The sequence below is a fragment of the Clostridium sp. D5 genome (assembly GCF_000190355.1).
Lineage (GTDB): Bacteria > Bacillota > Clostridia > Lachnospirales > Lachnospiraceae > Faecalicatena > Faecalicatena fissicatena_A.
The window spans coordinates 355,404-378,143 of record NZ_GL870811.1 but is presented as its reverse complement, the minus strand read 5'-3'; the positions used below and the strand labels follow the sequence as shown (position 1 = coordinate 378,143).

General features: G+C 46.1%; 25 protein-coding genes, 1 pseudogene and 1 riboswitch. Of the genes and pseudogenes, 3 read left to right on the top strand and 23 right to left on the bottom strand.

The features are described 5' to 3' along the window. Positions 1–402 precede the first annotated feature (402 nt). The 3 genes from HMPREF0240_RS10000 to HMPREF0240_RS09990 form a co-directional block, all read right to left on the bottom strand. Positions 403–1,278 (bottom strand): ribokinase, encoded by an 876-nt coding sequence (locus HMPREF0240_RS10000; RefSeq protein ID WP_009003322.1) that lies wholly within the window; start codon positions 1,276–1,278, stop codon positions 403–405. 128 nt (positions 1,279–1,406) lie between these two features. After that, positions 1,407–2,621, bottom strand: coding sequence for a DUF6070 family protein (locus HMPREF0240_RS09995; protein WP_009003321.1), 1,215 nt, complete (start codon positions 2,619–2,621; stop codon positions 1,407–1,409). 121 nt (positions 2,622–2,742) lie between these two features. After that, positions 2,743–3,984 carry a DUF6070 family protein gene (locus HMPREF0240_RS09990; RefSeq protein WP_035312901.1) on the bottom strand — a complete coding sequence of 414 codons (1,242 nt, stop codon included), beginning with the start codon at positions 3,982–3,984 and terminating at the stop codon, positions 2,743–2,745. A gap of 171 nt (positions 3,985–4,155) precedes the next feature. On the opposite strand from HMPREF0240_RS09990, the gene HMPREF0240_RS09985 reads away from it, so the two are divergent. After that, positions 4,156–5,079 carry a LysR family transcriptional regulator gene (locus HMPREF0240_RS09985; protein ID WP_009003319.1) on the top strand — a complete coding sequence of 308 codons (924 nt, stop codon included), beginning with the start codon at positions 4,156–4,158 and terminating at the stop codon, positions 5,077–5,079. Between the two features lie 16 nt (positions 5,080–5,095). Here HMPREF0240_RS09985 and metF read toward each other — a convergent pair whose 3' ends face one another. The 13 genes and pseudogenes from metF to HMPREF0240_RS09925 all read right to left on the bottom strand — a co-directional run bounded on the left by metF (position 5,096) and on the right by HMPREF0240_RS09925 (position 12,820). After that, positions 5,096–5,959 (bottom strand): methylenetetrahydrofolate reductase [NAD(P)H], encoded by an 864-nt coding sequence (gene metF / locus HMPREF0240_RS09980; protein ID WP_009003318.1) that lies wholly within the window; start codon positions 5,957–5,959, stop codon positions 5,096–5,098. A 120-nt stretch (positions 5,960–6,079) separates the two neighbouring features. Beyond that, on the bottom strand, positions 6,080–7,189 hold the full coding sequence (locus HMPREF0240_RS09975; protein WP_009003317.1) for a HAMP domain-containing sensor histidine kinase: 1,110 nt from the start codon (positions 7,187–7,189) through the stop codon (positions 6,080–6,082). A gap of 1 nt (position 7,190) precedes the next feature. After that, positions 7,191–7,838, bottom strand: coding sequence for a response regulator transcription factor (locus HMPREF0240_RS09970; RefSeq protein ID WP_009003316.1), 648 nt, complete (start codon positions 7,836–7,838; stop codon positions 7,191–7,193). Between the two features lie 50 nt (positions 7,839–7,888). After that, positions 7,889–8,482, bottom strand: coding sequence for a hypothetical protein (locus HMPREF0240_RS09965; RefSeq protein ID WP_009003315.1), 594 nt, complete (start codon positions 8,480–8,482; stop codon positions 7,889–7,891). Between the two features lie 240 nt (positions 8,483–8,722). After that, a complete protein-coding gene (locus HMPREF0240_RS09955; RefSeq protein WP_009003314.1) occupies positions 8,723–9,217 on the bottom strand; it encodes a hypothetical protein in 495 nt (164 codons plus the stop codon). 1 nt (position 9,218) lies between these two features. Beyond that, a pseudogene (locus HMPREF0240_RS23885) lies at positions 9,219–9,429 on the bottom strand (recombinase); the annotation flags it as partial. After that, positions 9,380–9,547: a sigma-70 factor domain-containing protein gene (locus HMPREF0240_RS09950; RefSeq protein ID WP_242833324.1), complete on the bottom strand. Its 168-nt coding sequence runs from the start codon at positions 9,545–9,547 to the stop codon at positions 9,380–9,382. The pseudogene HMPREF0240_RS23885 and the gene HMPREF0240_RS09950, both read right to left, overlap by 50 nt. Positions 9,548–9,634: 87 nt before the next feature. Next, a complete protein-coding gene (locus HMPREF0240_RS09945; RefSeq protein ID WP_009003312.1) occupies positions 9,635–10,345 on the bottom strand; it encodes an MgtC/SapB family protein in 711 nt (236 codons plus the stop codon). A gap of 75 nt (positions 10,346–10,420) precedes the next feature. Further along, on the bottom strand, positions 10,421–10,558 hold the full coding sequence (locus HMPREF0240_RS24305; RefSeq protein WP_157134236.1) for a hypothetical protein: 138 nt from the start codon (positions 10,556–10,558) through the stop codon (positions 10,421–10,423). A 53-nt stretch (positions 10,559–10,611) separates the two neighbouring features. After that, positions 10,612–10,803 carry a hypothetical protein gene (locus HMPREF0240_RS09940; protein ID WP_035312895.1) on the bottom strand — a complete coding sequence of 64 codons (192 nt, stop codon included), beginning with the start codon at positions 10,801–10,803 and terminating at the stop codon, positions 10,612–10,614. Further along, entirely contained in the window at positions 10,800–11,603 is an 804-nt protein-coding gene (locus HMPREF0240_RS09935; protein ID WP_009003311.1) for a hypothetical protein, read from the bottom strand. The genes HMPREF0240_RS09940 and HMPREF0240_RS09935 overlap by 4 nt, the downstream gene beginning before the upstream one ends. Positions 11,604–11,715: 112 nt before the next feature. Next, positions 11,716–12,294: a 50S ribosomal protein L25/general stress protein Ctc gene (locus tag HMPREF0240_RS09930; RefSeq protein WP_009003310.1), complete on the bottom strand. Its 579-nt coding sequence runs from the start codon at positions 12,292–12,294 to the stop codon at positions 11,716–11,718. A 397-nt stretch (positions 12,295–12,691) separates the two neighbouring features. Beyond that, positions 12,692–12,820: a helix-turn-helix transcriptional regulator gene (locus HMPREF0240_RS09925; protein ID WP_035312894.1), complete on the bottom strand. Its 129-nt coding sequence runs from the start codon at positions 12,818–12,820 to the stop codon at positions 12,692–12,694. A gap of 308 nt (positions 12,821–13,128) precedes the next feature. Between HMPREF0240_RS09925 and pepI the strand changes: the two genes are divergently transcribed. Then, positions 13,129–14,010, top strand: coding sequence for a proline iminopeptidase (gene pepI, locus HMPREF0240_RS09920; RefSeq protein ID WP_009003309.1), 882 nt, complete (start codon positions 13,129–13,131; stop codon positions 14,008–14,010). A 206-nt stretch (positions 14,011–14,216) separates the two neighbouring features. On the opposite strand, the gene HMPREF0240_RS09915 is transcribed toward pepI, so the two are convergent. The 6 genes from HMPREF0240_RS09915 to thiM all read right to left on the bottom strand — a co-directional run bounded on the left by HMPREF0240_RS09915 (position 14,217) and on the right by thiM (position 19,662). Beyond that, entirely contained in the window at positions 14,217–15,119 is a 903-nt protein-coding gene (locus HMPREF0240_RS09915; RefSeq protein WP_009003308.1) for an ARMT1-like domain-containing protein, read from the bottom strand. A gap of 72 nt (positions 15,120–15,191) precedes the next feature. Next, complete coding sequence (gene cytX, locus HMPREF0240_RS09910; RefSeq protein ID WP_009003307.1) at positions 15,192–16,394, bottom strand: putative hydroxymethylpyrimidine transporter CytX; 1,203 nt, start codon at positions 16,392–16,394, stop codon at positions 15,192–15,194. A gap of 2 nt (positions 16,395–16,396) precedes the next feature. Further along, entirely contained in the window at positions 16,397–17,224 is an 828-nt protein-coding gene (thiD, locus tag HMPREF0240_RS09905; RefSeq protein ID WP_009003306.1) for a bifunctional hydroxymethylpyrimidine kinase/phosphomethylpyrimidine kinase, read from the bottom strand. A 191-nt stretch (positions 17,225–17,415) separates the two neighbouring features. Next, the gene (locus HMPREF0240_RS09900; protein ID WP_009003305.1) at positions 17,416–18,084 is read right to left on the bottom strand and encodes an HAD family phosphatase; all 669 of its coding nucleotides are present in this window, start codon (positions 18,082–18,084) and stop codon (positions 17,416–17,418) included. Beyond that, the gene (gene thiE, locus HMPREF0240_RS09895; RefSeq protein ID WP_009003304.1) at positions 18,081–18,854 is read right to left on the bottom strand and encodes a thiamine phosphate synthase; all 774 of its coding nucleotides are present in this window, start codon (positions 18,852–18,854) and stop codon (positions 18,081–18,083) included. The genes HMPREF0240_RS09900 and thiE overlap by 4 nt, the downstream gene beginning before the upstream one ends. Then, complete coding sequence (gene thiM, locus HMPREF0240_RS09890; RefSeq protein ID WP_009003303.1) at positions 18,841–19,662, bottom strand: hydroxyethylthiazole kinase; 822 nt, start codon at positions 19,660–19,662, stop codon at positions 18,841–18,843. Before thiM ends, thiE begins: the two co-directional genes overlap by 14 nt. 72 nt (positions 19,663–19,734) lie before the next feature. Then, positions 19,735–19,843: riboswitch (TPP riboswitch) on the bottom strand. A gap of 150 nt (positions 19,844–19,993) precedes the next feature. On the opposite strand from thiM, the gene HMPREF0240_RS09885 reads away from it, so the two are divergent. Then, positions 19,994–21,697 carry a GGDEF domain-containing protein gene (locus HMPREF0240_RS09885; protein ID WP_009003302.1) on the top strand — a complete coding sequence of 568 codons (1,704 nt, stop codon included), beginning with the start codon at positions 19,994–19,996 and terminating at the stop codon, positions 21,695–21,697. Between the two features lie 29 nt (positions 21,698–21,726). Here the strand turns inward: HMPREF0240_RS09885 and HMPREF0240_RS09880 are convergent, their stop codons facing one another. Beyond that, positions 21,727–22,380, bottom strand: a complete 654-nt coding sequence (locus HMPREF0240_RS09880; protein ID WP_035312892.1) for a corrinoid protein — start codon at positions 22,378–22,380, stop codon at positions 21,727–21,729. Positions 22,381–22,740 lie beyond the last annotated feature (360 nt).

The following is a 22,740-nucleotide window of genomic DNA, read 5'->3' as shown; positions in this document are numbered from 1 at the left end:
TCTAACGGATTCTAAGCGCGCTCTATGGACTTTGAAATGGCATACCTCTCCCCTGCCCGGAAACCAGGCCCGTCTTTCACTTAGCTGGACGCATCCAATCGGTTGGGATAAAAGAGACTCCCTGTCGGGAGGGACTTCTTTCGGGGGAGCGGCGGATGTGTATTAAAAAGCCTGGACGTTTTGGAAGGAGATTGCTGTCAGAATATATCGGATCGAGCCAGCGACCGAAAATCTCTTTCACCTACCGCCTGCAAAATAGATCCGCATACTCAACTCCATCCGCCTCCCCCGTATAGCACCTCCCGGGTAAGAGGAGTCACTTCCGCCTTGATACACACAGCCTGGCTGCCGCCGGTGTCCCGTTACAGACAGGCGTCCCCCATCCAAAACGCCCCCTCTCACCTATAAAGCCACCTCTGTGCGTGATGGGATGGATGCTGCTGCCCCAGCTCTTGATACTGCGATTGAGGATGCTTTTGCGGCCAGTTTCAGCCCCTCGTCAGGCGGCATTTGTTCGATGATGGATGTGATGAAGTATCCGGTGAAGGTGTCGCCTGCTGCCGTGGTGTCTACTGCTTTTACGGGGTAGATTCCCTGACGGCAGATTGTTTCCTGGTCCTGGTAGACTGCGCCGTCTCCCCCGAGGGTGAGTACGGTTTTTACTGTGGGATACAGCCTTCTCAGCTCCTGCAGGATCTCTTCCGGTTCCTGTTTTTGGGTTACCTGGGCACCTTCTATTTCGTTCATTAGGAACATTGAAACCTTGGAGTAGTCGCAGGAATCCAGGGCGCTGTTATAAGGGGAAGGATTCAGGATGATCATCATCTGCTTCGCATGTGCCTGTTCGATCATGTAGTCCACCAGATTGACTTCGTTCTGCAGTAATAAGATATCCCCTTTGTCAAAATGTCCGAGAACCATATCTATGTACTCTTTTGTCATCTTCTGGTTTGATCCGCCGTACAGGAGGATACAGTTCTGTCCGTTTTTGTCTACCTGGATGATCGTGTGACCGCACGGGCCCTCCGTTTTTTGGATAAATTCAGTATGCACTCCGGCTTCTCTGCAGGTATCTATCAGAATCTCCCCGCCGTCTCCTACCAGCCCGGCGTGATATACTTTGGCTCCTGCTTTGGCAAGCGCAATGGACTGATTGAGTCCCTTGCCGCCGCAGAATGTCTCCATCCCGTAAGAACTCAGTGTCTCGCCGGGTACAACCATATGATCGACCGAATAAACGTAATCCAGATTTAAAGAACCTAAATTCAATACCTTCATTACTTCCTCACTTTCTTTGCCGGACTCCTGTCCGCCAATCCATATCTGTATTTTACATATACAGATTATTATACAAAATCCGGGCCAGAATCACAAGGACATAAATCCCGATTATTGCCTGTATTATATTATTTTCCGGTCCTTTTTATATAAGGAGGGACTTTCTGGTCTGCGTCGTGAATGATTTGATTCGATACGTACTGAAAATCCGCTTTTCCTGCCGGACGTACAGTCACCTCATGTGTAAAGGCACAATCCGTATTTTCGTCTTCCCAGACTGCCTCAACGGTCAAAGTTAGAGTACCGTCCCCGTTTTCCTTATACGAAGTCACTTCCGGATATGGCAGTATACAGGAAGGAAAGTCCCCCATTCCACGCGCTTTCCACCTGTAAATCCCTGCGGCCTTATCATAAACGGTCTGACTCTGCAATTCTGCTTCATCCACCTGGAACCTGGTCTGTATCATCTCTGCGAATTCCTGCTGTGATGCATGTATTTCACTATTATCCACCTCGACCCGTCTGCCATATTTAACCTGGTAAAGCATCTCATACATATCTTCAAAACTCAGTTCACCATAGTCATTTTCTGACCAGTCTGTCAAAAACAAATTGTTATCCTCATAGCCGACCGGCAGTATATACTTTCTGTTTAGTTCCCGGCATTCCCGGTTCAGAGGTTCCACCCGCACCGCATGATGTCCGGTTGCGCCGTCATACCCCGGTTGCTGGTACTTTTCAAACAGGAAATAACCTTTCACAGTATAGCTCCATACATAGGCCGTAAATGTATCCAGGAAAGATGCTGCAGGGGTATCGCCTTCCCAGGATACGGCATACCGGTCTATCTTCATCTCCTTTTCCCTGGACTCCAGGCTGTACCAGATCAGTCCGCCGTCATTCAGAAGACGCAGCAGGACTGTATTTCCCGACTGCCCCTGTGCTGCTCGGATACAGAAATCTTTCATAGACTCAAAATTGTGCATGTCCAGCTGATTTTCCCAATCCACGGCAGAATATCCGCCTTCTCCAAGCCTTTTTAATATCTTCTCCTTCGTTTCCAGGCTGTTCAGTGTTCCTCCAATTAACGCTTCCCTGTAGATTTCTTCATAGAGGCCGGCGATTTTTTCTGCCTCCCGAAGAATCTCTTCATTTTCCAGCGCCTTTAACCCTTCTGGTTTTTCGTCCGTATCATGTCTGTCCGCCGTGTGCTGCTCCTTCAGTTCCTGACTATCCTTTCTGTCTGCACCTTTCCAGCCCTGACAGCCTGATAGGAAAAGTATGACTCCTGTCAGGACGATCAGGCCGGTCATGCGGCGTCCTCTTACCCCTTTCTTCTTCATAGCACCCGCTCCTTTTTATATGCCACTGTATATATCTGTCCTGACGGTCTGCAACTCCCCATTTCTACAGAACCCACATTAGCAGAACTTTCAATTTGCAACTCGCCCTCATTTTCACCCTTTACTTATAGTCCATTCTTGGTTTGTAATCGGAAATATGTTCTTTCCCGTCCTCCAGAATATGATTACTCACATACTTCATATGCCCATTTTCATCAGGCCTCATCGTCACTTCATGTGTAAACGCTTTGTCCTGTCCCTCCAGGACATACACCGCATCCACCTCCAGTGTTACCGTACCGTCCGGGTTATGCCTGACCTCCACAACCTCCGGCTGCTGCTGAAAATGATGTGAGATATTCCAATACCCCACGGCCGCCCAGTCATAGCTGTTTTCTTCCCCGTTATAACCCGGCATCTGCTCCAGCCTGTCCGCCGAGATCGGAAACCAGGATGTGATCACGGCTTCATACAGAGCTGCTGGTACCTTCCCCGGACTCTGAATGTCATCGTACGGATGCCCATAATCGATTTCATACAGGAAATCAAATACATCGTTAAACACAATCGGCTCCATAGACTCCTCGCTCCATTCCGTCAGGAAAAGATTATTTCCTTTATATTTTACCGGTTCGATGTATTCTCTGCAGTACTCCCTGCATTCCTCAGAGAGCGGCAGCACCCGGAACATACTGTGCATATCCAGTTCATGATTTTTAGACTTTGCCTTCTCCATAATGAGCCAGCCCTTTTCCGTATAACTCCAGTCATACATCCGGACCTTTTCTATATAGGAGAGATTCGCTTCTCTGCCCTTTTCCCATACTGCTGAGGCGTAGGTCATCACCAGTACCCCGTCATCAAATTCCAGCTGTCTCCACTCAAAAGTTCCGCTTTTCGTAACTGTAAAAAATCCCGCTGACACAGTTCCTCCCTGCTCCGCCTGTCTGAGTACATCATCCAGCACTTCCTCATTACGCATATTAAAGTCATTGGCACTGCAGGCCGAAGTATACCCCTGATCTGCAAGACAGTTCACCAGCCGGTGCATGTCCTCCTCTTTCAGCACTACATTATCGGCCGTGCCCTTATCCGCGCTCTGGTAAATATCTCTGCAGCCCTCCACTGCCTCCAGAATCATCTCACGAATCCTGATCTTTTCTTCTTCATCTATTGAAATCATAACCGGTTCCGTATTCTCTGTGCTTTCCCGCTCATCCGGACGGAGCATATTTACATCTATTGTGCCGTCGTCCGCAGAATCCGGCTCCCTATCCGCCGTCCCTGCTTTCCTGACCAGCATAATAACGGTAAGGGCCAGAATTGCCATAATAAAAATAGCAGCCGCTCTTCTTCTGTTCATGCCGCCTCCTTATTCTTACATTTGTAGGATTTCATAATATTACACCTCCATTCCGCAAAAGTCAAGAGTGACTTGGCATGACCTGAGGCAGCTGCGGCAGTCCACGCAGATATCCTTCACTTGTATTTACCGCTGTTTTGTTTTAGAATGATTTTTATGTGAGGTGATATTATGACAATCCAACAGTTAAAATACATAATTAAGATCGTAGAATGCGGCTCGATTACGGAGGCTGCCCGGCAGCTTTTTATTTCACAGCCCAGCCTTTCCGCGGCCGTAAAGGAGCTGGAGCAGGAATATGGGATTGAGATTTTTTACCGCACCCCCAGAGGGATTTCTTTGTCCGCAGACGGCACAGAGTTTCTTTCCTATGCACGGCAGATTATCGAACAGACGGAACTGATGGAGCTAAGATACACAGACAAAAAACCAGCCAGGCAGATCTGCTCGGTGTCCACCCAGCATTATGCCTTTGCGGTCAATGCTTTTGTCAATCTGATTGCTTCTCTGGATGCAGAGGAATATGAATTTACGCTGCGCGAGACGAGAACTTATGAGATTATCGAGGATGTGGCTAATTACAGAAGTGAGGTGGGCGTCCTTTATTTCAGTGATTTCAATGAAAAGGTGCTGCAGAAACTCCTCCAGGAAAATCAGTTGGAATTTACGCCGCTTTTTCATGCCCGCCCTCATGTATTTATAAGCGCCGCCCACCCGCTTGCCGGAGCGGGCAAAGTCACACTGGAGGATCTGGAGTCCTATCCTTTTCTGACATTTGAACAGGGTGCCTACAATTCCTTCTACTTTTCAGAAGAAATTCTCAGTACAGAACCACACCGGAAGATCATCCATGTGAGCGACAGGGCAACCCTGTTTAACCTGCTGATTGGACTCAACGGCTATACTATCTGTACCGGCGTACTGAACAGTGACCTGAATGGTGATAATATTGTCTCCGTCAAATTAAAAACTAACGAAGTCATGAGGGTTGGCCTGATTACTAATAAAAAGGCGCCGCTTGGCGCTGCTGCTAAAAAATACATCACTGAATTGAAAAAACTGATCGAGGAGTATGGATACACCGTTTTGCAGTAATAACCATATCTTAAGCCTATGCAGCAATCACCCTGTGTACCGCTTCATATATCTTTGCCGCTATATATGGGTTATTCATTGTATACAAATGAATCCCGTCAACCCCCTGTGCCGTCAGATCTATGATCTGGTCTGCCGCATAGGCGATACCCGCATCGCGCATTGCCTCCGGATTATGTTCGTAGCGCTCCATCATTGCGGTAAACTTGCGTGGCAGATGTACACCACACAGCGATACCATGCGCTCAATCTGCTTTTTGTTGACAACCGGCATGATCCCCGCCTCGATTGGCACATGGATTCCGGCAAGGGAGCATCTTTCCCTGAATCTGTAGAAATAGTTATTATCAAAAAACAGCTGGGTAATCAGCTGATCCGCACCGGCATCCACTTTGGTTTTCAGATTACGGATGTCTTCTACTATACTTTTTGATTCCGTGTGCCCTTCCGGATAACAGGCTGCAATAATGTTAAAATCACAGCGTTCCCGGATAAAAGCGATCAGTTCACTGGCATATCGGAAATCACTGCCACATTCTCCTCCCTGCGGAATATCGCCCCGGAGCGCCAGGATATTTTCTATCCCTGCTTTCCCAAAAAGACTGATCTGTGACAGGACATCCGCTCTGCTCAGGCCAACACATGGCAGATGCGCCACACTCTCAATATGGTAATCGTTCTTCACTGCTGACGCAATCTCGAGAGTTGCCTTGCAGTTCTCGCTTCCTCCCGCCCCATATGTGACACTGATAAAATCCGGATGCAGCTTTTCAAGTTCCCCCAGAGTGCTGTATATGGTTTCCACTGAACCCGTGCGTTTCGGCGGAAAAACTTCAAAAGACAATACGGTGTGATTTTTAAAGATTTCTGTTGTTTTCATGGTTGATTATCCTTTCCCTCTTGCTATGAATGGAGTATAACATGAAAAGAAAGGTATCACGTAATATGCATTTTTTATAGATAGGCATAGGAAAAATCTATATCTCAGGGAACTGCTCCGCTACATAAGCACCTCTGCTGTGGTACCTTCCTCCTCAGAGGATCTGTAGAACAGTTTCCAGCCATGTACGCCGGCAATGTCATGGCAGAGACTGATTCCAAACCCATGCCTGTCCGTATAGACCGCCGGGGTTCCCTGGCTTCTGTTCATCCATTTCAATTTCTTACCGCTGACTGCCTGCCCGTCATTCCACACGGTAATCCGATACTCATCTGCACTGACTCTCACCTGACCTCCCCCTGCAGCCGCATTCTGGATCAGATTTTCCAGCATACACCGCACCAGAGTTCTGTCGCCCTGAAGGATATCCCGCGTGCACTTCACCTCGATATATGGATACATGTTCTGAATCTCACTCAACATGCGGGGCAGGTCTATCTTCTGCATCAGAACCTTTCCTTCCCGCACACCGCCCATGATCAGCAGCTTTTCCACTATATCATTCATTTCCCGGGCGCTTTCCTCAATCTGCTGTGCGGCAAAAAAACGATCCTCCCCACTGAGATTACCCAGCATAAGATACTGCGCATAGCCCTGGATTCCGGTGAGGGGGGTCCTCAGTTCGTGGGCAATCCGGCTGACCGGACGGTTGATCCGTTTCATCGTAAAGTAAAGCATCCCCCCCACAACCGCGGACAGAAGCACCCCGATCCCTGCCATAAGAAAAGCACGCCTCTGCTGATACTGCTGCAAAGGTGCCATGCTCTCCATATACGCAAGCTTTATGACCGACCCTGCATTTTCCAGACTTTTCTGAATCAGAACATAGGGAGTTCCATGAACTTTGATTATCTGCACATATTCCTCATTGGGCGGATCAATCGGCAGAAAGTCTACTTTGCTTCTCCCGTCCTGTACCACTCTGATTTTCACCCCCTGGGACATATAGCCCCGAAATGCTAATGGTAGATTAACCTCCGGCGCTGACTCTTCGCCAGTCTGGATTCCCAGCAAAAAGGATGCAACTCCCTTCTCCAGCGAGACAGCACGCGACATCCACTGCTCCAGCTCATTTCTGTAGAGCAGGCCGTGGAGAATCAGCAGACTTCCGTATATAATAAATAGAAACATCATAAATGTAACCAGAAAGTTTTTCTTCCACAACTGCATGCTATATCTCCAATCGATAACCGTATTTGAATATGGTCCTGATGTATTCTTCCAGTCCCAGTTTCTGCCGCAGACGCCGGATATGCACGTCCACAGTTCTGTCATCACCACAGTAATCCATCCCCCAGGCCAGATCCAGAAGCCTGTCCCTGGACAGGGCAATATTTTTATTCTCCAGGAGCACCTTCAGGAGTTCATATTCTCTTGTAGTCAGCTCCACAGGAATCCCTTCTTTCCTGACCACAGCCTGCGACGTATCCACTTCCACACTGCCCAGCTGATAAAGTGTCTGCTCCTTATTCTGACGTCTCATTGCCGCCTGAATCCTGGCCACAAGCTCCTCCACGGCAAATGGTTTTACAATATAATCATCCGCGCCTCCATTGAGCCCTCTCACCCTGTCCCCGATCTCCCCCCGGGCAGTCACGCATATCACCGGGATTTGTTTCCACTGCTTCAAAAGTTCAAATCCGCTGATATCCGGCAGGTTCATATCCAGCAGAATCAGATCCGGCACTTTCTGTTCCACGGCCTTTAAGGCCTCCCGTCCATCATGGACAGGAAGCCCCCGGTGCCCGGTCATCCGGACCGTACGCCTGATTAATTCATTAATACTTTTATCATCTTCAACAATTAAAATATCTGCCATAGATGTCCCTCTTCTCATTACGTATTTATAGTACCATGCAGGCAGATATCTTATTTGGGGTGGTCCGATGTATTATAAGCCCGGATTCCAATCTCAATCAGATCCTCTTCGGTAAGATTTGAGACAACCGCCGTGTCTCCGTTGATGCTTTTTTCACGGCAGTACTGCTCTATTACTTTTTCAGCGCCGGAAAATGCATAAATATCCCCAATATAAGCTTCAAGCGACCACTCTGTCGTTCCGTCCGCCTTTTCCTCTGCATGTTTAGCATACAACGGACAGTCGCCTATATTCTTCAGAAGCCAGAGTGCTTCCTCATAGTTCGTCATATCCCGCGTAACCTCGCCCATAGTCAGCGTATCGAAATCCTTGCCAAACTTTTCACAGGTCTGCTTTCCAAGCTCCACATCGTCTACATGGTCGCGATACAAATCCGTATCCTTCCAGCCGGGTGTATAAATGACTTCACCCTCCTGCAAATCCTTCTCCAAATCCTCCTCAACTTCTTTCGATGCCGCCTTCACCACATCTTTTTCCGCCTTGGCATTAGACCAGCCAATTCCAGCCCCAAGCGCCGCTGTCATACAGATCACAAGCCCCGCAGCCATCAGTGCAACCTTATACCTGCTCCATTTTTCCTTCATAATTATTCTCTCCTTTCTCTTATTATAGTTTCAAATTGCTTGCTGCGTAAAGAAGTATTGCTCCTTACAAACCAATCATACCCCTCACATATTTCAAACTTATTACGGGACGGGGAAAATTTTTTTGAATAGAAGGGACGCGCCGTTGGCGGACCTTGTTTGGCAGCTTGCATTTTTCTGCAGACGGCAGTATTATAAAAACTACTTTTTTGCATATCCATCTACTATGCAATGTATTTCCTAATCGTCCTTTGTAGTTCCCTGGATAATCAGCACTGCGATTCCGCACAGAATGCCGCCGATCGGGAAAACAACCCAGCATTTTGCCCACATGTCAAACCCAAGACCGGCAGCCAGAAATATCGCCGCTGCAGCCATCATGATGCATCCGCACCACAATCCGATTTTGGCAGCTGCTTTCTGGTTGTTCCTGCTCTTATTATTCTTTCGGTTATAACCCTCAAGGTCATATTTCTCCTTTTGGATTCCCGCATATAATATGATGCACAGGCCAACCGCGGCTATTAGAATAAATACCGGCATATAAAGGTCTGCTGTATATCCGGACGGCACAGGAAGTTTGCTGCTCATCATCTGGAAAACCACTCCGGCCAGTATAATACCGATGCCGGAAGCAATCAGAATTGGAAAACGCCGCTCGAAACTTTCCTGTACTTCCTCCGGATAAAATGGCCGGATAAAAGGGTGCTTTTTACTGAACCGCTCCTGCTGCATTCACATAGCCCAGCGGTGCATAGGCTCCGTAGTGTGCGCCGTTGGCAAACCTTGTGTGCATGGCTGCCTTGACCTTTTTGCTGGTATGACGGGCGTGGCATTTCATTCAGGATGTTTAAGAACGGGGCAAGCTCGCTTTCTCCGTTGATGGTGTCCACATTGTCATTGATGGCAATGTGGACACCCTTGCTGGGGAAATAGATGTCCGTGTAGTTTGTTTTTAGCCTCATCATCGCCTTGCTTAGCACGCACCGCTAATGCGTATTCATCCTTTTTATTAAGCAATTTTGCCTTCCCCGCCTGCTTTAAATAATGTTTTACAGTATCCATTTCCTCTGAATCTTCCACCATATTAACTTTTGTGGATATACTTTGTATTTCTACAGACATTTCTGTTTCCTTTCTGGGAATTTTATGTTAGGCAATTTCTCTGACATATTCCACGCCTTCTATCGAATGGAGGCGTTCTAATACTTCTTGGTGGTTTGTTCTCTTAAAAAGATCAAGAGAAAAAATAAGTGTTCCCAACTCTTTCTTTAGACTTTTCACATTACCTCGCTGCATATCAAACAACTCATATCCTTGTTTTTCTGTAAACTCAGATAAAGTGCGCATAGAGAACTCCGCACTGTATTCCAGATAAATTTCCATACTTTTGGCGTGCCGCTTTATGTAAATATCAATTTTCTTTAGACTTATGAGTGCAAAAACAGAAAAAAGACAGCCAACAATAGCTCCGGTATAAAATCCAACTCCTACAGCTAATCCCAGTCCGGCAGCAACCCAAAGTACGGAAGCAGTTGTTAACCCTCGTATTTCATCCTTCCTTGTAACGATAATTGTACCTGCACCTAAAAAGCCGATTCCACTAACTACTTGTGCTCCAAAACGCGTTGGATCGGTATCAGGATTTATAGTAGCTATGTACTGATTTGTCAGCATGATTAATGTTGAGCCCATACATACTAATACATATGTCATAAATCCGGCGGGGCGATTTCTAAGCCCACGCTCTGTTCCGAGAATTCCACCTATCAAAACAGATAAACCAAGCCGTACAATAACGGAAAATAAAGTAACTTCTTGTAGTAACAAGTCAATATTTTCTATAACCTCATGAATATTCAAAAGTAATTTTCCTCCTGCTTCTTATGTTAACGAGATATATTTCATTGTATTTGAAATAGTGGCACTTTTCACTTGCTACATAGTCTGTATTGTAGCCACAACATCAGGATCGGCGGCATTCAGAGCTACCGTTTTTTCTATAAATATTCCGGTAATCGTACAATAACCCAGCGCTATTTTTTCTTCAATGACAGAATCCAACACATTTCCCATTGCAAAGGCACATACAAGAACAACAATTTTTAACGGATCATCGTCAAAATCCGCTAATGCAGAAGCCGTAATACATAACCAAAAAGTGTATTAAATAATGCAATTAAAGCACCGGGAAGGCGCTGACCTTTGTGAATCAATTGCGAGCGCAAAGAAGCCAACGCCACCTCCACTAATTTGCCAAAGAAAATAAAAAAATAAACATAGGGTGACGAACCGGTCAAAAAATCTGTTATCCATCTCATAGTTTTTCCCCTATCTTTGATTGTTCAATGGGTAAGCGATTGATTTCGCAAAAATATTGATAGAACTCTTTTACCGCTAATTCCTGTTCTGTATCAACTAACAAATCAATCATATTCAGTAAAATTTTCTGCATTGTACTGTTTGCAAAATATTTGAACGGGACATTTCCCCAACGAGGAAATGTTTCACTATGTTCAAAATAATTCCAATAGGGCAACCGAACATCGGACGGCAAGCAGACTCTATGCTTCTCATGTCCGTTTACAATTCCGTTTCTACAATGTTTGCCCCAAAAATTATCCCCTACCATAAATGCTCCAAGAATATATCTAGCCTTTTCTTCTTTGCTTTCAGGTAATCCTGTTAGCAAACATACTGAATTCGGATTTATTTTTTTAGGAATTCTCGGTTCACCTTTTGAATGACCACTCAGATAACATCCTGTTGAAATAGTGCTGCACTCAATAATACTCTGAGCCTCATTAAAAGCAACATTAAAAACCGCTTGAGAATTGGGGATGATTTTCATGGTTCGAAGCTGATGAAGTCTCTCCTGTTCTTCTGATACCCTTTTTTGAGCCTCTTCCTCGTCCCGTAGCATCTTATTGTATTTAGCATTGATTTCCTTCTGTTTTTCCGTATCTCTCAATGTTAAAAACTTTGAAAACGCTTGTGGATATAAGAACTTCTTTTCCCCTTGCGAAAAGTGTATTGTAACAACTTTAGCGGAAATTTCAGTTATGATTCCTTTTCCTAACGATATATGCTTAACCGGTTGCCCAAGTAACTGTGTTTGCATTTTTCTCCTCCTAATTTTGAATTAAAAAAAGCCTGTAATATCTGCACCTATAACAGTGAGATAGTCCAAGCTCTTTATGCAATACTGCTATATCAAATTCAAGAAGTTACAATTATTGTTCTTCTTGCGCTGTAGCCTTCACGGCAGAGTGCTTTTTATCGCTAATTCGCAGAACGATTTCTTCCTTTTCGACCTGCAAGTCAATTTTCTCACTCATCAGTTCCGGAATATCAGCGACAGTGATAACAGTGCCTACCGCCATTCCGTCAACATCAATTGTGATGGTGTCAATCATATCTTCGGGGAAAGCAGCGTAAGGAATTTCTAATAGCATACCTTCCAGCGACTCTGTAATTTTTTCTGTGTTTTTCAGAATAATATGGATGACACTGTTGACTTTTAGATCCGCCTTTAGAGCTTGGAAACTAATGTGAAGGATTTCATTGTTCAGTGTGTTTATTGTTTTTTCCTTAATCTGCACCGGAATAAGTTGTCTGTCAAGGTCAAGCTTTAATTTGCTTCCTTCTCGTTTGTAACGGATCAATCTGCGTGCAATTCCCTCATCCATTTGAAGGGAGATGGAATCCGGCAGTGAACCTCCGAAAACACTTCCCGGAACAATACCGGAGCGTCTTAACTGTTTTGCTTTGACTGTAAAGTCCCTCTTGTTTACTGTAATAATATCATTCATTTGTTCTTCCTCCTGAAATGTATTTTTATTTGTGCAAACCTACACATTCATGCATAGGACTGTTGCCCCTATGGGTTATAAAAAAAGAAGGACTTCTTCATACAACACCACACAGTGTAATACTAAAAGCCCTTCTTAAAGACGGTTCTTTTCTTATTCATTTTATATATCATAACACAAATAAACACTAAAAGCAAGTGCTCCCTTCAGTCTCCAAAACCCCTCCCCAAACTATTTTTGAACGGTTATCATTCTCCACCTCTGTATTGGAATACTCCACAAAACTATTTTCTGACATCATTGTATTATTTACTCCTATTGTATTTAGTGCTGTCCTTTCATTTTATTATAGCTGATACTGTATAAGCGTGGGTTTGTTATATTGAGTGTGGTATCTTTAACTACGGGAAACTCCTGCCTCCCACTTTGAAATCGTCTGCCTGGATCCCCCCAGTTCCTCCGCCATCTGTTCCTGGGTGATTTTTCTCTTCCTTCTATAAAATTGTAAATTTTCCTCAAAACTCATTCTGTTCCCCTGCCTTTCTGATTTTCTGTAACAATGATTAAGTATCGACAAGACCGGATCAGCTGCCGCTGTTTTATCCTGTTCAAATTATAGGATGGGTACCATGTAAACACAAGCAAATTGATGTAGCATTTGAAGAAAATGATGTAAATTTGAGGTTGCATAGGGGGGGAGGACGCCGGACGGAGTGGAAGCCGCAGGCGGCCCCCTGCAAAAAATCTTATAAACCATGAATTGAAAGTCCCTGCCAAGTCTGTTATAATTGAAACGTATTTAAAAAAGCCGTAAACCGGCAAGGAGGTACTTATATGAAAGTCATTGAAGGTTATATGCCATATCTGGGGTACAAAACTTATTACCGCATCGTTGGGGAATGTGAAGGTAACAAGAAGCCACTTGTTTTAATGCACGGCGGACCCGGATCCACACACAACTATTTTGAAGTACTGGACAGGCTTGCAGAAGAAGGGCGTGCAATCATCTCCTACGATCAGATTGGCTGCGGTAATTCTTATGTAGACGGTCATCCGGAGTTATGGTGCTCCGAGACATGGGACAACGAGCTGATTGAACTGAGAAAGCATCTCGGTCTGGATGAAGTGCATCTGCTTGGACAATCCTGGGGGGGAATGCTTGCTATCGAATATCTCTGTGATTACAAACCACAGGGTGTGAAGTCTGTTATTCTTTCCAGTACACTTCCTGCAGCTGAGCTGTGGGCTCATGAACAGCACCGCATGATCAGATTCATGTCACAGGAGGATCAGGACGCCATCGCAAAGGCTGAAGAGACCGGCAATTTTGATGATCCCGCTTATCTGGCCGCGAATGACAGATTTATGCTGCTTCACTGTGCCGGTGCAGTAACAGAAGATTCACCGGAATGCCTGCGCCGTCCGAAAAAATCCGGAACAGAGGCTTATGTAGCAGGCTGGGGACCGAATGAATACAATCCGACAGGCAGCCTGGGCGGATGGGAATACCGTGACAAGATCGGGGATATAAAAGAACCTGCACTGATTATCAGCGGTACAAATGATCTTTGTACACCGCTTGTAGCTAAAACAATGTATGATCTGATCCCGAACTCACGCTGGGAACTGTTTGACGGATGCAGACATATGTGCTTTGTGGAAGAGAATGAGAAGTACTGTACACTCCTGAATGAGTGGATGGAAAAATACGACTAAAAGGGCGCTTTTTCTGAAAAGGGGCGCAGAGCGAAGCAAATGCGCCGCAGGAAACGCGACCGGGGAAGGAAGCCTTCCTGAACTGCAAAAAGAGGAAAATGGGGCCATCCCTCATTTTCCTCTTTTTGCAGTTTAGGAAGGCTTACCAGATTTTGGATCTATTCCGCTTTCTCATCTCCTTCCTTATGGTTGGATCAAAGGTTCTTTTACTTCTGCCTTACGATATATATTCCGTCCGACCCGAGCGTACTCTCGTGAATGAAGATTCCTCCGTTTTTCTCCATCTGGAAACGTTTAACAAACCAATCGCATTTGCACAGAAAGAGATAATAGATATTCAGGCCGCATCCATGAAGAGACTCAAAATTCCCCTGGCCTTTGGATATAATCACGTCTGCACTGTGAATCAGCCGGGAGGCCTCCTGGCTGATATCCCTAAGAGATGTCCCCGCAATCCCGGTTCCGTTGCCTATTACAGGCACCACTTCTGTCAGGCCGGTTTCTTTGGCGTCTTCATAAGTGGCGTCATTGAGTACTGCCTCACCTCTCACAATAGCGGTGATCTGAAGATTAGGGTACTGATTCTTCAGAAATTCCATCAGTAGCTTATCCAGTACGATCTCGCCGCAGTTGTCGGTCAGATATACCAGACTTCCACCCTTTTCCAGATCTTTTACGAAGCGTTTCAGAGTTTCCTCGTCCACCTGTTTTTTTCCTGCTTCGCTCACAAGCATGTCCAGAACAGAGTCTTTGACCTCCCGCAGGGCGCCAAAATCTATGTAATTCCCCGTTCTTGCAAATGAGAGGGCACAGGAAAGAGGGTTTTCGGCCCCTTCAATTTCTTTTCTGATGGCGGCCTCAGCCAGCAGCATCTTCTGGTTGAAGGAATGCTTGATCGGACCGTAATCCATCGTTTCTCCAAAGTATTTTTCATACGCCTTCTGCACGGATTCCGACAGAACGGGAGTCGTGTCTTCTTCCCTGCTGTTTCCAATAATCCGCAGGACTTCCTTCAGATATGCTGATTTTATCTGCTCATCCTCAAAATCCTTAATGTTTTCCGACTGCTTATCCACCATACATTGAATACATGCTGCACTTATCCTCATTTTTTCACCTCATTATATTTTAACCGGCAGCCTGTTTCCAGACTGCCGGTCATTTCTTTTTTCCGCAGTTTACTACGGATTTTCGCTATTTATATTATAGGTGTTTTTCCTCATTAGTGCAACCTTCCGGACTGCAAAGCAGATTACAATCGTTATCAGCATATCCGGGAGCGTGTTGCCTACAGCCATATCGACATGCATCAGCCCTCTGTATGTAAGGAATCCAATAACCCATATGACCAGATTAGGCACATTCGCAGCTTTTTTGCTCTCGTCCTTTTTCAGCAGGAAGAAATCTGCTATCTGAATGGCAATCATTGGAGCGAATACAGAACCGATCAGATAAAGGAAATCTGTAATATCATCCATTGGGAATGCGATCGCTGCTACGGTTCCAACGATAGTCACCACAATTCCCACCTGTTTTCCGCTGATTCCTTTAATAATAGATTCGCTGGAAACACCCGCGGAATATGCATCCAAAAACGTTGTTGTTACAGTGGAGAAGATGATAATCAAAAGCCCTGCGATTCCCAGTCCTGCCTTCACCATAATGGAGGCAATATTTCCTTCTCCTGTAAAGATAGCAGCCCCCATACCTATGGCATACATCCAGCAGCTCACAATGCCGTAGACAATTGCGCTGACTGCGGTGGCTTTAACTGGTTTTTCCGCCTCACGGGTATAGTCACTGATCAATGGCAGCCACGATAACGGCATGGCTACGGAAAGTTCCACCGCGGCTCCAAAGGTCATCCCCTCCGGACTTATCATGCCAGGTGTTCCTCCGCCGAAGAATATCACCTTGCACAAAATCAATGTCAGAATGAACAGGGCCGTCATTGCCACTGTATTTATTTTACCTAGGTTGGTTATCCCGATGGCAATCCACAGGATAATAAGTGCTCCTATGACAAGGCACCATACCCAGGCACCGGTCTTCATAACGCCATTGGCCGCCAGAGCACCGTCATATATCATAATGGACGTCCAGCCCACCAGCTGCAGTACATTCAGTATGGAGAACAAAAGACTGCCCTTCTGCCCAAAACTCATCTTAACCGTTTCCATAGCGCTCTTTCTCGTCTTTGCACCGATCAGTCCTGCCAGGAACAGCATGGTACAGCCAATCACATGGCCCAGCACAATTGCCAGCAGCCCTTTGGAAAATCCCAGCGGAGCCAGGTAGGTTCCCGTCAGAATCTCTGCAATGGATACTCCTGCTCCGAACCAGATCAGCCCGTTTTCAAAAATCGATGTACGTTTTGTTTTCATGATCAGCACACCTCCTTTTCTGAATCAGACGCTTCTTCTGTAAAGCAGCCCTCAATCGCAAATCCGTGGTTCATCGGACCGCTGCCCTGACCCAGATCCAGCATTGCTCCCAGTGCCCCGGATATATATTCTTTTGCGCGTTCCACTGCCTGTTCCATCAGAAATCCTTTTGCCAAATTGGACGCAATGGCGCTGGAAAGTGTGCAGCCGGTACCGTGTGTATTGGGATTATCGATCCGTTTCCCGTAAAACCATCGTGATCCGTCACCGCTGTATAACAAATCATTTGCATCATTTAACTCGTGTCCGCCCTTTAAAAGCACTGCACACCGGTATTTGCTGCTGATCGCTGCGGCAGCTTTTTCCATGTCCTCCTCAGACAGAATCTGCATGCCGGACAGAACCTCTGCCTCCGGTATGTTAGGAGTAATCACCTCTGCCAGAGGGATCAGCTTTTCTTTGAGTGTCTGCACAGCGTCCTCGCTGATCAGTCTGGAACCGCTCGTAGCTACCATAACCGGATCCAGAACAATATGTTCTGCCTGGTACTGTGTCAGCCTGTCTGCAATCGCCTCAATCAGCAGGGAAGAAGATACCATTCCAATCTTCACTGCATCCGGCCGGATATCTGTAAAGATACGGTCCATCTGCTCCTTTAAAAATTCTGGTGTTACTTCCATAATTCCTGTTACGCCGGTCGTATTCTGAGCGGTAAGAGCGGTAATTGCACTCATGGCGTATACGCCATTTGCTGTCATCGTCTTAATATCTGCCTGGATGCCGGCGCCTCCGCTGGAATCACTTCCAGCGATTGTTAATGCTGTTCTCATAATCTCTGTTTCCTTTCTTCATGTCTGCATTAATTTTATAGAGCGGCAGAAAGTGGTGCCCCCAGCCTGCCGCTGAGCTCTGTTTGCCAGAGTATGCTCTGTTTTAATTGCCTGCAGCCTGTTTTTGGCTGCCTGTATTTTATTCTAATTTATATATACCTTTTGAGTTACTTATGATTTCTTTTCCTTTATTATGATTCATACCAGTTACTCATAATCTGGCTTAACTCCAGAAATGAATGCAAATAATAATCGGCAGTTACTCTGATTTCCGTTTCCTGCCCGGCGCTGTATCTATCGTAGACGGCAGCAGTTTGAAATCCTGCTTTTCCTGCCGTTTCCAAAGCGTGCAGGGCATCTTCGAAAACCAGGACGTCTTCAGGGGCGGCCTGCATCCTGCGTGCCGCTTCCATAAAAATATCCGGACTCGTCTTATCTGTATTCATCTCCGAGCAAGTCAGAATTTCCTGGAAATAGGGCAGAATCCCATGCCTTGCGAATGCCGCCTCTACATTTTCCCGATCCCCGGATGTCGCAACGATCATGGGGATCTTCCGGCTTTTCAGCTCTTCCAGGCATTCCCGGACCCCCTCCTTGAGAGGGGCTTCACAGCTGTAGAAACCGTACAGCATTTTGTTAATTCCCGCTATGGCCTGCTGTAAATCCAGCTTCAGCCCATAATGTTCAATCAGATATTCCGTCCCCTGCCTTGTGCTCATTGTATTCAGGATCCGGCTCAGTCCAGGCTCCGCTTTCACGCCCAGGGATTCCAGATATCTCTCGCTGAGATTCTCCCAGATTTCCATGGAATCCAGCAGCGTTCCGTCTACATCAAAAACTGCCCCATGTATCGGCCTCACACCTTATTCTGCGGTGAAACCGCAGATCCGCCCGCAGGGCATGTGTTACGGGATGCCCCTGGGTATACCTTATTCTGTGGTGAAACCGCAGTTCCGCCCGCAGGACACGTATTACGGGATTCCTCCGGGGATACATTTACCATCTTTTTTGTCAGCGCTTTCAGATCCCGTGCCGCCGCCTTAATATCCGGCTGTGCAAAGAGTGCACTGATCACAGCGATTCCACAAATACCGCTGCCTGCAAGCTCCATAACATTGCCCGCACCGATGCCGCCGATTGCTATGACCGGGATATCTACGGCCCTGCAGATAGCCTTAACTGTATCCATATCGACCTCTGTTGCGTCCGCCTTGGATCCGGTCGGAAAGACAGCGCCGACTCCCAGATAATCAGCCCCATGTTCCTGCGCCAAAAGCGCCTGCTCTACCGTCTGGGCGGATACACCGATGATCTTGTCTTCTCCCAGCCTTCTGCGCACATCTCCCGCTTCCATATCGCTCTGGCCTACATGTACCCCGTCCGCATCCACGTCCAGGGCAATCTCCACACTGTCATTGATTACAAAAGGAACCCGATACCTTTTACAGAGTTCTTTGATCTCTCTGGCTTCCTCCATAAACACCTCTGTCTCCAGGTTCTTTTCCCGCAGCTGGATAAAAGTGGCGCCTCCCTCCAGTGCTTCCTCCACCTGCTTATATAACGTTGAATCTCCCAGCCAGCTTCTGTCTGTCACTGCATAGAGCAGTAGTTCTTCTTTACTGCACTTCATATTTTGCACCTCGTTCCAGTTCTTCGCCTGTCATGTTATAAACGGCGTCAATAATCCGGTTTCTGAATGTGGAATTTCCATCCCCGCTCTGCATCCGCGCAAATCCGGTCTCTCCCGCAAGTCCCATGGCGCAGACCGCAGCCGCAGCCGCCTCCAGCTTATGATCCGGATTCGCCGTAACAAATGCGGTCATCATACCCGACAGCTGGCACCCGGTACCAGTAATTTTCCCCATCTCAGATCTTCCGTTGCGGATAACATAGCATGTATCGCCATCGCTGACCAGATCAATTGCTCCTGTTACTGCAGTAATGCTGCCGCAGCTCTTAGAAAAATCTTTTACAAATGCGATTGCCTGCTCCAGATTATCCTCCGTAACGGTATCTGCCACATCGGCATCCACGCCCTTTGTCGTACCGCTCCCCTGAGCCAGCGTCTTAATCTCAGAAATATTTCCGCGGATCACATCAAACTTTACCTTTTCCATCAGTTCCTTTGCCGTGCTGGTCCGAAGCCCGCTCGCTCCTGCCCCCACGGGATCCAGAAGCACCGTGTGCCCCAGCTCATTTGCCCGCTGTCCTGCCAGAAACATACTGCGGATACTTCTCTGGTTCAGCGTCCCGATATTAATGTTGAGCCCTCCGCAGATAGATGTAATATCCACCACATCCTCCGGCTCATCTGACATAATCGGACTGCCGCCGCATGCAAGCAGGATATTCGCCACATCATTCACTGTCACATAATTGGTAATATTATGGACAAGTGGTGTCTGCTCTCTTACTCTGTCAAAGCATTCCTTCATCATGGTACCTACCTCCTGTGTATCGTTATTTAAATGTAAAAATGCGGATACACCAAAATAAGGTATATCCGCATAAAATGCAGTTCATTTTATCCCTACGTTGGCATTATCCAAATCAGGTTACGGGTCTAAGCAATACAGCTTACTCTCAGCCTGCTATGTGCAAGCTCCCCTTTCCAGGTTTTACAAGAATCATTATACTCCATTCTCAAATAATTTCAACTAAAACTTTTCAAACTTTTACATTCCTCACCAGACACACAAACTCTTTCGCTGTTTTTGTGTTTATGGTATAATAAATTAATTATATTCTTTTCTAAAGAAAGGATACCTTATGAATAAAAAAACAGCCTGTAAATTACATTGTCTATATAAAATCATGTTACTACTTGCGCTGTTGGTTTTTTTATATGTGATCTACAGCACCATGCACATAGAGAATCTGCCTGACAGCCGTTTTATCCCAAGCCAGCCAACCCGTTTGTCAGAAGGCTGGTATACGCTTGACAGTTCCGGAGTAAAAAGCGATATTCCTGAGCTTGATTCCTGGCGCCTTAAAAGTGATACCCCCGTCACAATCCACCGGGAACTGCCCGAACTGACTGACAAAGATTATCTGTTTATCGAAAATAATTTCAATTACATAAAAGTCTATATTGATGGTACCTGCCTCTACAACTACTCTGCAGATTCCATTGATTTGCCCGCTGATATGACGGGACACTTTATCTGCCAGATACCACTGGACAGGGACTACTCCGGACAAACCGTTTCCGTAGAGGTATTTCAGCCGCATTCGTATCTCAGTATGGGGATCAAAACAATTATGGTCGGTACAGGCAGCTCCTATGTCACGAATTACCTATATTCGCATACCGAGCTGATTGTCAGCCTGTCTCTTATGCTTATTGCGAGCCTTTGCCTGTTTATTGTTTTTCTATGGCAGAAGTGCCGAAAACTGGATTTCAATTACTCCGTGTTTGGCGAGCTTTCTCTCCTTACACTGCTTTCAGTTTTATGGATCTTTACTGACTCACAACTTCCCCAGCTATTCTGGGGGAATACCGTTGCGGCCTGTGTTGTTTCTTTTTTCTGCTTTATGGCGCTTCCACTGCCTATGCTCTCCATCACCAGCACGCTTTGTCTGGACAACCGCAGGGTACTGGAACGTATGAAATGCCTTCTGTTATTGAATGTAATGGTTCAGGGTGTTTTATACTTATTTGGAAATGTCAGCCTTGTCAGCATGCTTGTAATTACACACAGTCTGATCGTACTCAATGTCATTGTGCTGCTTGTATTCCTTATACGCAGGCTTCGGGGCAATGCATCCCAATTTGCAAGGCCTTTGTTGATCTCTCTGATCCTGCTGATTTTCTCGGCAGTACTGTCGCTGATACAGTTTTATCTGAATCCCCAGGCAGATAACAGCCGTTTCTACCGCTATGGGTTTATCATATTTATTGCTGTCATGATCTATGTAAGCTCAAAAGCCATGCTGAATTTTGTTAATGATTATACGGAACATAAAATACTAAAAAGACTGGCCTACACCGATATTCTAACGAAAGTTGAGAGCAGGCTTGCATTTGAAGAATTTATGAGTGAGCTGCGGAGCCGTGCCTTGCCTTATCCCGGGGTATTTTATGTCTTTGACCTGAATAATCTGAAAGTCACAAATGACACTTACGGCCACAAAGCAGGAGATATCATACTGAAACAGGCCGCCGCTTGTATTTCAAAGGTCTTTCAGGATCATGGAAGAGTCTTTCGCATCGGCGGCGATGAGTTTGTTGCTTTCATCCAGGCTCCTTTCCCTGAACTGCCAGACTATGCTGCACAGCTGGAAAAAGAAATTGAAACGATGAACAGTAGCTGTGAGTATCCATTCACTCTTTCCATTGGATGGGATGCTTCTGATATGATAATAGGAAAAGAAATAGACACAACGCTCAAACAGGCGGACGATGATATGTATAAAAACAAGATAAAATACCGAGCAAAGGAAATGCAGAAAAATAAAAAAATTCTGGAATAAGCACCGGATTAAAAGAAAAGGCAGCACTGCTAATGCTGTCCTTTCTTTTTCTTAAAAACTGCTTTTCTGGCCACTTCTGCTGCATTCATTGCATCTGGTGTATAATAATCAGCACCGATTTTTTCTGCAAAGGACTCTGTAACAGGTGCGCCTCCTACCATCAGTATATATTTTTCACGCAGGCCCCGCTTCTGAAGTTCCGCCGTACACTCTTCCATCCTGATCATAGTCGTAGTAAGCAGAGCGGACATACAAATAATATCAGCCCCCGTTTCTTCTGCTTTATCTATAAACGCCGCTGTCTCCACATCGACTCCCAGATCATAAGTTTCAATACCAGCCCCTTTAAGCATCATAATTACCAGATTTTTACCAATATCATGCAAATCTCCCTGGACGGTTCCCACAACAGCCCTGCCAACAGGCTCTGCCCCCACGGCCGACAGCCTTGGTTCAAGTACATTCATCCCTGCATGCATAGCATTAGCCGCAACCAGCACCTCAGCAACAAACACTTCATTGTTTTTGAACTTCAGCCCAAGATCCATCATTGCTGCCAAAAGCCCTTCATCCAAAATCACCTTCGGATCCAAATTTTCTGCCAAAGCCTCCTGCACTAAGGCCTTTACCTTTTTAGCCTTTCCCAGTTGAAGATACTCATAAATCTCTTGAATCAGTTCCATCGTCTCACCCTCACTCAATGTAGCCCTACTATAAGAATCATAAACTTCATTCAGGTAATTATCTCACAAACCAGATGATTTTTCAATTTTTAAATCGGGATATAGCGACGAGCTTTAGTCTCGGCGCGGACGGGGACGCTTAATGACAGGGATGCCGGGGAGGTACTGGGGCTGTATATGCCGCTGCGATATGCACCCGCGCTGCAAACTGCTCCTAGGACACCCACTGCCGGACAGTCGGGTACGCAGAACACATCACGGGAAATCTGATGATTTCCCGCGCTGGGTTCTGCAAAAACTTGATTTGGTGATCAAGTTTTTCCCCGCCTGCCCGGCAGTGGTTGTCCAAGGAGCAGTAAG